At 46.5% G+C, this 10,336-nt stretch carries 10 protein-coding genes; 4 read left to right on the forward strand and 6 right to left on the reverse strand.

All coding sequences use genetic code 11. The annotated features are described in order from the left end of the window. Positions 1-224 precede the first annotated feature (224 nt). Positions 225-1,955: a VanW family protein gene (locus C0033_RS24655; RefSeq protein WP_103230509.1), complete on the reverse strand. Its 1,731-nt coding sequence runs from the start codon at positions 1,953-1,955 to the stop codon at positions 225-227. Positions 1,956-2,160: 205 nt separating this feature from the next. Here C0033_RS24655 and C0033_RS24660 point away from each other — a divergent pair, with 205 nt between their 5' ends. Then, the gene (locus C0033_RS24660; protein ID WP_103230510.1) at positions 2,161-3,021 is read left to right on the forward strand and encodes a PHP domain-containing protein; all 861 of its coding nucleotides are present in this window, start codon (positions 2,161-2,163) and stop codon (positions 3,019-3,021) included. A 57-nt stretch (positions 3,022-3,078) separates the two neighbouring features. Here the strand turns inward: C0033_RS24660 and C0033_RS24665 are convergent, their stop codons facing one another. Then, the gene (locus tag C0033_RS24665; RefSeq protein ID WP_103230511.1) at positions 3,079-4,251 is read right to left on the reverse strand and encodes an AI-2E family transporter; all 1,173 of its coding nucleotides are present in this window, start codon (positions 4,249-4,251) and stop codon (positions 3,079-3,081) included. Further along, positions 4,242-5,417, reverse strand: a complete 1,176-nt coding sequence (locus C0033_RS24670; protein WP_103230512.1) for an alanyl-tRNA editing protein — start codon at positions 5,415-5,417, stop codon at positions 4,242-4,244. Before C0033_RS24670 ends, C0033_RS24665 begins: the two co-directional genes overlap by 10 nt. Positions 5,418-5,593: 176 nt before the next feature. On the opposite strand from C0033_RS24670, the gene C0033_RS24675 reads away from it, so the two are divergent. Next, complete coding sequence (locus tag C0033_RS24675) at positions 5,594-5,824, forward strand: hypothetical protein (RefSeq protein ID WP_103230513.1); 231 nt, start codon at positions 5,594-5,596, stop codon at positions 5,822-5,824. Between the two features lie 45 nt (positions 5,825-5,869). Here the strand turns inward: C0033_RS24675 and C0033_RS27260 are convergent, their stop codons facing one another. Beyond that, positions 5,870-6,010 carry a hypothetical protein gene (locus tag C0033_RS27260; RefSeq protein WP_180994888.1) on the reverse strand — a complete coding sequence of 47 codons (141 nt, stop codon included), beginning with the start codon at positions 6,008-6,010 and terminating at the stop codon, positions 5,870-5,872. A gap of 103 nt (positions 6,011-6,113) precedes the next feature. Here C0033_RS27260 and C0033_RS24680 point away from each other — a divergent pair, with 103 nt between their 5' ends. Then, positions 6,114-6,605, forward strand: a complete 492-nt coding sequence (locus C0033_RS24680) for a hypothetical protein (protein WP_103230514.1) — start codon at positions 6,114-6,116, stop codon at positions 6,603-6,605. 30 nt (positions 6,606-6,635) lie between these two features. Next, positions 6,636-6,920 (forward strand): hypothetical protein, encoded by a 285-nt coding sequence (locus C0033_RS24685; RefSeq protein ID WP_103230515.1) that lies wholly within the window; start codon positions 6,636-6,638, stop codon positions 6,918-6,920. Positions 6,921-6,956: 36 nt separating this feature from the next. On the opposite strand, the gene C0033_RS24690 is transcribed toward C0033_RS24685, so the two are convergent. Both C0033_RS24690 and ade read right to left on the reverse strand, forming a co-directional pair. Next, on the reverse strand, positions 6,957-7,685 hold the full coding sequence (locus tag C0033_RS24690; RefSeq protein WP_103230516.1) for a L,D-transpeptidase family protein: 729 nt from the start codon (positions 7,683-7,685) through the stop codon (positions 6,957-6,959). A gap of 31 nt (positions 7,686-7,716) precedes the next feature. Further along, positions 7,717-9,480: an adenine deaminase gene (gene ade / locus C0033_RS24695; RefSeq protein WP_103230519.1), complete on the reverse strand. Its 1,764-nt coding sequence runs from the start codon at positions 9,478-9,480 to the stop codon at positions 7,717-7,719. Positions 9,481-10,336: the final 856 nt, after the last annotated feature.

A 10,336-nucleotide genomic window follows, 5' to 3' on the forward strand; every position in this document is an offset into this window, starting at 1 on the left:
TTTTCCTCCTACAAATGTGAATATTGCATGATCCGGAAATGAATTACATCACCGGATTTGTTGAGCCTTCCAAGGGAAGACTGACCTGTATTTCATTATACCAATTTTTCGCTAATTTGCAAACGATAAAACGCCAAAATAACGTATTATTTTACGAACAATCCGTAAAAAAACAGCGATTATTGCATTGCACTGCAATAATCGCCGTATATTTTATAAATTAATCAGACACCCGGGCCTGATGGTGACGATCCCGGAGTCATAGGATTGGGATCTATAACAGGAGATGACGGGCTGTTCGTTTCTGTTCCAGGTCCCGGACCTGCCGGGCTGGTTGACGGAGCCGCAGTCTCATGAGGAGCCGTAGTTGACGGCTGTGTATCCGGTTCTCCCGGCGCCTGCTGAACTCCTTCACTGGTCTCAGCCGTTCCGCTTTCGCTGGACTGGACGCTGGAACCTGATTCAGAACTGCCTTCCGAGGTTTCTGCCGGAATAACAACGCCTGACGTATTCCTCTTTATGGTTGCCGACTTGCCTTTATAAGTACTGCTGTGGAAAAATTCGTCGCTTTCCACCACACCGTTTCGCTTGACAATTAAGTTGGTAATCCAACGGCTTCCGTTGGTCGCCTTCTTCGCTTCCACTTCTACACCAGGCTGAAGCGTCTGGTCCTCTTCATAAACAGGAGCCGGAGGATCTAATTCAGCTGTCTTTTCAGAATGCATGGACAGCACGACTCCCTCTTCCAGAATTGGAATGCCGACAATGGAAATCGTCAGTTTCTGGCTTTCAAACTTCGTTCTGATCGCCACCGCGCTTGGAGAATTATTAACGAACTTCATATCCGGACCCGCATAACCGTCATAGCTGACCATCGCGTCTTCACCCGGTGTTACATAAGAAGGCTCATAGCTGTGGGCATGGCGCTCCGTTGTGGTAAGTCCTGAAAATACAACCGCATTGTATAAGGTAGAGGACACCTGGCATACGCCGCCGCCCGGCTCTTCTACCAGGATACCATTTGAATAAGCGCCCGCCGGACGGTAGCCTTTATCTGTGGTACGGTTTCCGGTAGTATTGTTGAAAGAGAATTCCTCACCCGGCTGAATAATCAAACCGTTTAATGCCTCACAAGCAATTCTGATATTCGTATTTCTGTCCTTGTTCGATGTGGTCGTTGTTGTAAAGGTGCCGATCACCTTATACATCTCTTTGGCCTGAGCTTCTGTGATCTCAGGGATTGTCACCTTGCCGTCTGCCTTGATCGTCGCGCTGAAATCCTTTTTATCCAAAGCAGCCTGTATATCGGAAGCCAGCTTTTCCTGATCGATGGCCAGACCGTTCTGTTCGCCGGAATAGATGAACTTGGCCGTATCTTTATCGAAACCGGAGATGGAACCGTTCTTAGCGGGTACATCAAATACCTTGGCAGCCGCTTTCGCTTCTTCTTTTACCGCATCTTCCAGTCCGGTCGTGTCCAAAGTATATGTTTCCTTAGGTTCTCCGTGATAGATCTCGTTCAAAAGGATATCCACCTTTTCAGCCATCAGGTCTTTTACCTCATACGGCTCTTTTCCTTCATAGATCACTTTCATATTCCATGGATATTGTTTCAGAATCTTATCCTTAGCTTCGTTAATGGACATTCCTGTGATCGTAATTCCATCCACTATCACGTCTTTCTGAAGCTCTGTTTCGGCTATGACGGTTGTCGTGGTTTCTGAAGTCTCTTCCGCCTTCTTCTTCCCCATCGTCTTGGCAACCAATACCACACATAAAATAACAATAATTAACAGCACACCGCCAATTGCAATCTTTGTATAGTCATAAGCAGGTTTTCTTCTTCTGCCGCCCCTTCTGGATGATCCTGCCGATCCTCTCGACGAATAGCTCCTGCCGGATCCTGATGTTTTTCTTCTGCTTGAATTCTTTCTGTTGTAGCTGTTTGCACTCATCTGTTTCACCTATATTCACATTATAATGTAGCGTTACAAATGGTAGTATACCATAATTTGTGGAAAATGGAATTACATATTTATTAAATTATATAAAAATTTTCGACGTTTTTTTCGCATTTTACATAATTGATAAATCGTGTTACCATAGTGTTACCAAACTATTACTAATTGCACAATTTCATTTTGAAAAGGAGATTTTTATATGAACCTCATTGACCTTCATGTACACTCTACCGCCTCCGACGGCACCTTTACGCCAACCCAGGTTGTAACATACGCCGCTTCCAAACATTTAACGGCGATTGCGCTTACCGACCATGACACCATAGACGGAATCGGCGAAGCTCTGTCCGCCGCCGAAAAATATCCCATAGAAGTCATCCCCGGCATCGAATTGTCCTGCGTTTATCAGGAAGTGGAAATCCATATTTTAGGCCTCTATCTGGACCGGACGCAAACGTCTTTTTTGGAAGAGTTAGAAAAAATACGCACGATACGCGAGGAGCGCAATTTTGAGATGATAAGGCGTTTCAATGACGGAGGCATTCAGATTTCTTATGAAGATTTAAGAAATGGCCACCCGGAAACAGTCATCACCCGGGCCCATTTTGCCAAAGTACTTCTCGATAAAGGTTATGCTTCTTCCATGGATCAGGCCTTTAAAAAATACCTTCAGTACGGTGGGCCATACTGTCTTAGAAAGGATAAGATCTCGCCGGAAAAGGCCATGTCCATTCTTTCTTTAAGCCATGCGTTTCCGGTTCTTGCACATCCCATCCAGTATAAACTGGGCTATGAAAAGACGGAAGAGCTGATACTTCTTCTAAAATCTCTGGGGCTTCGCGGCGTGGAAGTTTATCATTCTTCCAACACCCAATATGAAAGCGGGAAGCTGAAAGATATCTGTACCAAGTACCAGCTGCGCCCCACCGGCGGTTCTGATTTTCACGGTACCAATAAACCGGATATCGATCTGGGCAGCGGACGGGGCGGGCTTAGAATTTCTTCCCTGCTCTTAGATGACATCAAAGCTGATCTAAATCTTTTAAATACAAATCCGTAAGGCTGTATCTCACAGTTCCCTGGTATCCGCTCACAGTTTGAGCCATCGCCAGGGAATTCAGGATCGCTTCCTCTGACCATTTGACGGATGGGGGGCTTCCTTTTTTACTCTTGTATTTTTCAATCTGGTTCTTTTATTTACTTCCTCTCTCAGAAGCGAATATCCGACGGAACACAAAGGAATAAAGATCAGCATACCTACAATCCCCATAGCGCTTCCGCCCACAGTAACCGCCACCAACACCCATATGGATGGAAGACCTACGGAATTACCCACCACATGAGGATAGATCAGATTCCCCTCAATCTGCTGCAGCACAAAAAACATAATAATGAAGATAAATGCCTGTACCGGATTGACAATCAGCATGAGAAACGCCCCCACAGCCAGCCCGATAAATGCCCCAAACATAGGAATCAACGCGGTAAATGCGATCAGTACGCCGATCAGCACCGCATATGGCATCCGGAATATGCTGAGCGTCACAAAAAACATAAGTCCCAAAATAACAGCTTCCAAGCATTGTCCGGTCAGGAAATTGGAAAATGTCTTTTCCGTCAATGCAGCAATTTCAAATATCCTGTTGGCAGCCTTATCTTTCAAAAATGCACGTAAAAACTTTTTAATCTGACGCGCTAAAGTCTCTTTCTGCAGCAAAATGTAAACGGCAAAGATAAAGCCGATGCCAAATGTGGCAATCCCGCTGACGATGCTCATCGCCGCTGAAAATGTGGTGGACAGTACGGTTCCGGCGCCATTTCCAAGAAAACTTAAAATTCCTTCCAGTGTCTGTCTCCAATCCACTTCAATCTGGCTGATATAATTCACGATTTCCGGGTAAGTGGCAAATATCTCCTGCGCCTGTCTCTGCACTTCTTCCAGAAAAACCGGAACGCTTTCCTGCAGTGTAACAAGCGTTTGAAACAGTTCCGGTACAACCACCAACAGAACGATCAGCATAATGCCAAGCACCCCTAAGATGGATAAAGTCAGGCTTAAAGGCCTTTTCCATCTCTTCTCTTTTCCCGGGCAGATAAAGCTTTCAATTTTTCTCATCGGTACATTTAAAATAAATGCAATCACCATGCCGATCAAAAACGGCAGCGCCATTTTCATAAGTCCCGCCAGCAGTCCCAGCACTCCCCTGTAGTTGACGCCAACCACCACGGCTGCAACTGTAAATATGATAATTCCCTTTATTTTTCTAACATTTTCCTGGTTTAATTCCATTCACATTCTCCGCCTTTTATCTGTTTAAATGTTTCCAATATCTCTTGTTTTGACGCTGACCACGTGCCTTGTGCCATCAGGCTGCTTCCGCCGCCCCGGCCATTTAACCTCTGATTCAGCCATTTGCTCGCTTTTCTCATATCCATACAGGAACTTCCAATCGCATACTGCCATTTTCCATCCCCTTCGGAGCATACTGCCACAACACTTCCCTTTCCCTGCTCATAGAGCATGGTGCAGAGCTGGCGCAGCTGAACCGGCATAAGATTTTGCTCAACTACCAAAAGCGGCTGGTCTGATGCCGGAAAAGCTGCCGTCTTGGCTGAAAACAGCTGTTGATAAACCTGCATCAGCAGTCCGTCTTTTCTCTCACTGTCTTTTTTCAGCCTTTCCACAGCTTCTGCCAGCGAATCCGGTTTTGCAGAAAGCAGATGGGAAATGCTGCGAATCTGCTGAAGCCGTCTTTCATAATCTAACAGGGCGTCTTTTCCGCACAGCATGGAAATTCTCACTCCGCCCTTATAATTTATCATTCCCGTAGTCTTGATAATCCCGATCTCCCCGGTGCGCTCCACATGGGTTCCGCAGCAGGCGCAGACATCGCCTCCCGGAATCTCCACAATCCGGACTTGTCCGTTCAGCTCTTTTTTGCTCCGGTATTCCAGCTTATGTAACGCTTCCGCATCAGGATAAGTGACATGAACGGGGACATTGTCATATACCACCTGATTGGCCTCCAGTTCAATCTCTCTTAGCTGCTCTTCACTTAATACGCCGTTAAAGTCCACGGTCACCTCTTCGCTTCCCATGTGAAAGCCCACATTATCGTACCCATATTTCCGGTTTACTAATCCGGACAGAATGTGTTCTCCGGAATGAAGCTGCATATTGCGGTAACGCCTGTCCCAATCCAAAATGCCGGTTACAGCCTGACCTTCTTTCAGAGGGCGGTCCGTATAATGAACAATCTCTCCTCCTTTTTCATGCACCGACAAAACATTGGCTTCTACCAGCGTTCCCATGTCAGAAGGCTGGCCTCCGCCTTCCGGATAGAACGCAGTTTTATCCAGCACCACTTCGAACTGCCCGTTTTTTCCTTCCGAACATCGCTGAACCGTTCCTTCAAATTGTTTGACATAGGGTGTACTGTAATATAATTTTTCCATCTTTTCTCTTCTTTCCTGGTAATCTGAACGCATGAATCATTCTATTATTTAGATTATACACAAGTCTTGTGTAACTTCAATCAAAATAATTTTAATTTTTTTTGAAATAGTTGGAAACTGTGGCAAGCAGGGCCTCATATGATGGAGTGTAAAGAAAATATTTCGGAGGATTTAAAATGAGTGATTTAGCAGCAACAAATTGTGGTTGTGGATGCGGATGTGAAAGCGGAGGAAGCGGATTTAACTGTATCTGGTTAATTTTGATCCTTTTATGCTGCGGCGGCGGCGGATTCGGCGGCGGATGCTGTGAACATAACAGCTGTGGATGCGGCGGCAGCGGCGGATGCGACTGGCTTTGGATCATCATTCTTCTTTGCTGCTGTGGCGGCGGCAACAGCTTCTGCTAAAACAGGCAAGGGCATCTTTTCGAAGATGCCCTTTTTTCCTGCCGTTTATTTTCCTTTAGAAGGCCTGGAGGGACGGTTCCCCTTTTCCGAACTCTTTCCCCGGTTCCTCTCTTCTCTTTTTTTCAAACATTCGTCATCTATTTCATAAACCGCATTTCCTTCAATTACAAGTCTGGTATAAATCATGAGTATCTCCTTAAATTCTTTTCTAATAGTAATATATGCAACAGACATGATTCCATTGAATCCTGCATATATTCAAACAAGACTACCAAACAGGACATCTCACATGATACAAAAACAAGATATTAAGTTGACTGAACTGGACTATCTGATCGGAAATCCCCACTCTCAGATGGTAAAGGCCGCCTTGCCATATATGAACGTACCGGAACAAAAGTTCTTATCCCTTATGGTAAAGGTAAATGAACTGCAGCGCACCATGCAGCTGTTTAACAGCGGGGAAATGAGCGCTATGGGATTAAAACCGCCGGAGGAAAAACCGCTCTCACCGGTAGAACTGCTCAACACCATAAAGCCATATGGCTCCACGTATGAACAGGATTTTATCGATGTGATCGTCAACGTTATGCAGGGCTTCCGCCTATACCGTTCCTATCAGGAAACCGCGCAGAAAAGCGATGTGCCGCCGGATACCCCAGGCGCTTCCATGCCGCCAAAACCGCCGTGGGAACAGTTAAAGTCCCTGTTAAGCCCGGAACAGCAATCCCGGATGGAAACCATGCAGATGGTGATGCAGACCATGCAGCAATTTACTTAATTAATTTATTTCATAAAAATGGAGGAACCTATGAACGATTCATGGAAACAAGATCCAAAAGTAAAAATGATGAATCCGGAGAAGATCAGATTTCTGACCGAACTCACGCAGCAGCTGGAGACCACTCCAAAAGACCAGCTTCTCATGAAATTCATGACAATCAACATGGAAGCCGGGAAAAAAGGCATTCAGTTCACCGACCAGGAAACCGATCTCCTAGTCAGTATTTTAAGCGCAAATATGAGCCAGGCTGACCGCAACAAACTTGACACCTTAAAAATGCTTTCAAAAAAGCTGGCTAAACGAAGCAGTTAGTTCAGCCAGCTCTTTTACCAATGAATTTTGGAATACTCAATATTCTAATTGTGACAAATCCGAAACAATAACAATCGCTGTTTTTTCATCAACAGACTGAACCAGCTGTTTCATCAGCTCTTCCGGAACCCTGATGCATCCGGCGGAACCGGTATCTGAGGCTGACTGCGTGCAGTGCATGAAAATGGCGGAACCTTTGCCGGGAACACACTCCGTATTATAATTCAATACCAAACCATAGTTGTAAAATGGGGCTGCCGCAGACATATCCTCTGCGGAGTTCCATGATTTTTTTGTCACATCGGTATTAACCAGCTGATTATAATATGGGCTTTGGGAATCATCCACCCAGTAATCCCCTTTTTTTATCTCATGATAATCTAAAATACTGCCCGGATTTTCTTTCAGGCCAAATGCCATCGTAAACTGGTAAACGCCCAAAGGAGTCTTGCCGTCCCCTTCTTTTTTATCCGCAGTACCGCCGTTTTTTCCGTAAACACCGGCTGTTGTAAATACTTCATCCCAGTCTTTTTTCATCCCCGGCCCTTTTTCAGCGGCAGCCTTCTTATAATAGCTCACCTTCACCTTGTCAAGTCCGGTTGCCTCCACCAGGATCAACTGATCCGTATTCTCAGCAGCTTTCAGTTTTCCAACCTCGGACACAGCTACCACCGGGTCCGGCATTTCATCTGCAAAGGCTGTTCCTGCAAAACTTCCAAGGCTGATTGCCACAGCAAGTACGGCTGTCAAAATTCTCTTTCTCATCTGATGTAATTCTCCTGTTTTCTAAATCATATTAGTCTTCTGACGGGTTCCACAAAACAGGAACCACTTTCTGCATATCGGTGTCGATTAATCCATATGTATTGAGCCTGAGTTTTGGAATTACCGGCAGGCTTGTAAAGGCAAGCGTCATAAACGGATCAATCGTTTCCGGGATTCCCAAGTCTCTCGCACAGGCTTTTAATTCTTCCAGCTTTTCTTCCACCTCTTCTGCGGAATCCAGACTCATAAGCCCGGCAATCGGAAGCTTCAGCTCGCCGATCAGTTTCCCGTCCGCTGCAATCGCCAGACCGCCTTCATTGGCCCTGACCGCATTGGCTGCAATCACCATATCCCTGTCATTGGTTCCCGCAACCAGAAGGTTATGGGAATCATGTGCCACGCTGGTTGCCACAGCTCCTTTTTTCAGCCCATATCCCCCGATAAATCCGATTCCAATGTGACCGGTATGGAGATGGCGCTCCAATACTGCCATCTTTACAATATCGTGTTCCAGATCCACTCCCGGCGCAACGCCTTCCATCTCCTTCCACGGCACGATCTGCTCTGTGGTGAGTATTTCTCCCGGAACCAAAGTAAACACGCGTTGAAGGCTTCCGTGCTCTTTCAACTGAAAATCGCTTTCTTTCACTTCATCCAGCTGGAAGGAATGCAGCACCCGGTCATGGACTTCCCGAAAGACCTTTGGACTGTCCTCCGATTCACCAAGGAATTTGCCATTGTCAGCCACCAATTTGCCTTTTTTATAAACACATTTAACCTGAACCTGTTCCAAATCGGAAAGGACGGTGAGGTCCGCCTGGTATCCCGGCGCAACCGCCCCCAGCTTTTTAAGCCCAAAGTATTGGGCGGCATGGAGCGTTCCCATCCTGACCGCCTTCACCGGATCTGCCCCCAGTTTCACCGCTTTACGAATAATATAATCAATGTGGCCTCCCTGAATTAAATCCCCCGGATGCTTATCATCCGTAGCCAGCATACACCTCTGATAATAAGGATCATTAAACAAAGGCATCAAAGCTTCCAGATTCTTAGCAGCCGTACCTTCCCGGATCATTATCCACTGGCCGCGGCGCAGCTTTTCAACCGCTTCCGAAGCATCGGAACACTCATGGTCCGACATCACTCCTGCCGTCACATAAGCATTCAGTTCTTTTCCGTTCAGCCCGGGCGCATGGCCGTCCGTCAGCTTCCCAAAATTTTCCACATCATACAGCTTATCCAGAATATCCGGATCTGCCTGAACCGTACCGAACGAATTCATCAGTTCCGCCAGCCCAAGCACCCGTTCTTCATTATAATAAGGACGCAGCTGCTCCGCCAGCAGCACGGCGCCTGATTCATCCAGCTCGGTAGACGGCACACAAGAAGGAAGCATAAAGTAAACCGACAGCTTCAGTTTTTCCGTAGCCGCCAGCATATACTCAATTCCCTGAGTCCCCGCCACATTGGCGATTTCATGGGGATCAGTAACCACGGTTGTAGTTCCATGGGGCACAACCGCCTTTTCAAATTCCGAAGGCGGGATCATGGAGCTTTCCAGATGAATATGCCCGTCAATAAACCCGGGACAAATCACACAACCGGAAAGATCTTTCTCCTCCACTCCTTCATATTCCCCCACTCCAACTATATAACCATCCGTGACCGCCACATCCGCATGTTCCAATTCATTCGTAAATACATTCAGCACTTTGGCATTCTTCAGCACAAGCTGCGGTTTTGAAGCCCCGGCAGCCGCCTGTATTCTCGCCTTTAATCCGTTTGTATCTCTCATAGTTCCCTCACCGATACCTTTCTCCTTTTGTTTGTATTCTAACATAAGGATAACCTAAAGTAAACCAAAGGCGAATCTCCTGCTCCAAAATTGTTATTTAACGGGGTTGCGAGAGGTACGCAGGGAATGGGGAGGCGGGGCCGAAAGGAAACGGTCTGAGAGGGAATCCGGGCCGGGGAAGGAAGATACAGCCAATTGGGATTCGGGATTCGCCCCTAAGAACTACTAAGGCCCGTAAGGACAGATCGAGGCAGGCCAGCGCCATTCGCAGTGAACTCTTGATGACTTCGCTGCTCAGCGGCGCTTTAAAAACTGAGACGGAAATCAGTTTTTACCTGCCTCGTTCTGTCCTTACGGGCCTAAGTAGTTCTAAAGGGGTTCCATACGATCCCAATTGGCTGTATCTTCCTTCCCCGGCCCGGATTCCCTCTCAGACCGTTTCCTTTCGGCCCCGCCTCCCCATTCCCTGCTGGTTTCCGCTAGCCTGGTTAAAAACAATATTTGTGCTTAGGTACTTACGTAGAGCCACATTTATATAGATCGTCAAAGGCTTTTCAAAAATGCCTTCATGTTTTACTTTAAACGTCAAAGATTTTCGCAAAAAGACCTCACCCTTTACATTAAATCCTCAAGGCTTTTCCGAAAATGCCTTCACCCTTGATGTAAAAACTTACTCTTCCATCCACCAAATCTTTTTTCCTCAGCCAGCCAAGCAACAGCCGGAAAGAAGGGGAAAACTGGGCGGGCGGCGGAACTAGAGAAAGACAGGGGATCGTGTGCAGACCCTTAGTGATACTTGGTCGGCAAGAGCGGAAAAAGGCAGACAAATACTGAATTCCGAATCAGTATTTGAGGC

The sequence above is a fragment of the Clostridium sp. chh4-2 genome, from assembly GCF_002899675.1.
GTDB lineage: Bacteria > Bacillota > Clostridia > Lachnospirales > Lachnospiraceae > CHH4-2.

Excerpts from the sequence above, each read along its gene's own strand:
- C0033_RS24675 (WP_103230513.1), top strand. The coding sequence starts at position 5,594 with ATGAGTGATTTAGCAGCAACAAATTGTGGTTGTGGATGCGGATGTGAA.
- C0033_RS24665 (WP_103230511.1), bottom strand. The coding sequence starts at position 4,251 with ATGGAATTAAACCAGGAAAATGTTAGAAAAATAAAGGGAATTATCATA.
- ade (WP_103230519.1), bottom strand. The coding sequence starts at position 9,480 with ATGAGAGATACAAACGGATTAAAGGCGAGAATACAGGCGGCTGCCGGG.
- C0033_RS24655 (WP_103230509.1), bottom strand. The coding sequence starts at position 1,955 with ATGAGTGCAAACAGCTACAACAGAAAGAATTCAAGCAGAAGAAAAACA.
- C0033_RS24680 (WP_103230514.1), top strand. The coding sequence starts at position 6,114 with ATGATACAAAAACAAGATATTAAGTTGACTGAACTGGACTATCTGATC.
- C0033_RS24670 (WP_103230512.1), bottom strand. The coding sequence starts at position 5,417 with ATGGAAAAATTATATTACAGTACACCCTATGTCAAACAATTTGAAGGA.
- C0033_RS24685 (WP_103230515.1), top strand. The coding sequence starts at position 6,636 with ATGAACGATTCATGGAAACAAGATCCAAAAGTAAAAATGATGAATCCG.
- C0033_RS27260 (WP_180994888.1), bottom strand. The coding sequence starts at position 6,010 with ATGATTTATACCAGACTTGTAATTGAAGGAAATGCGGTTTATGAAATA.
- C0033_RS24690 (WP_103230516.1), bottom strand. The coding sequence starts at position 7,685 with ATGAGAAAGAGAATTTTGACAGCCGTACTTGCTGTGGCAATCAGCCTT.
- C0033_RS24660 (WP_103230510.1), top strand. The coding sequence starts at position 2,161 with ATGAACCTCATTGACCTTCATGTACACTCTACCGCCTCCGACGGCACC.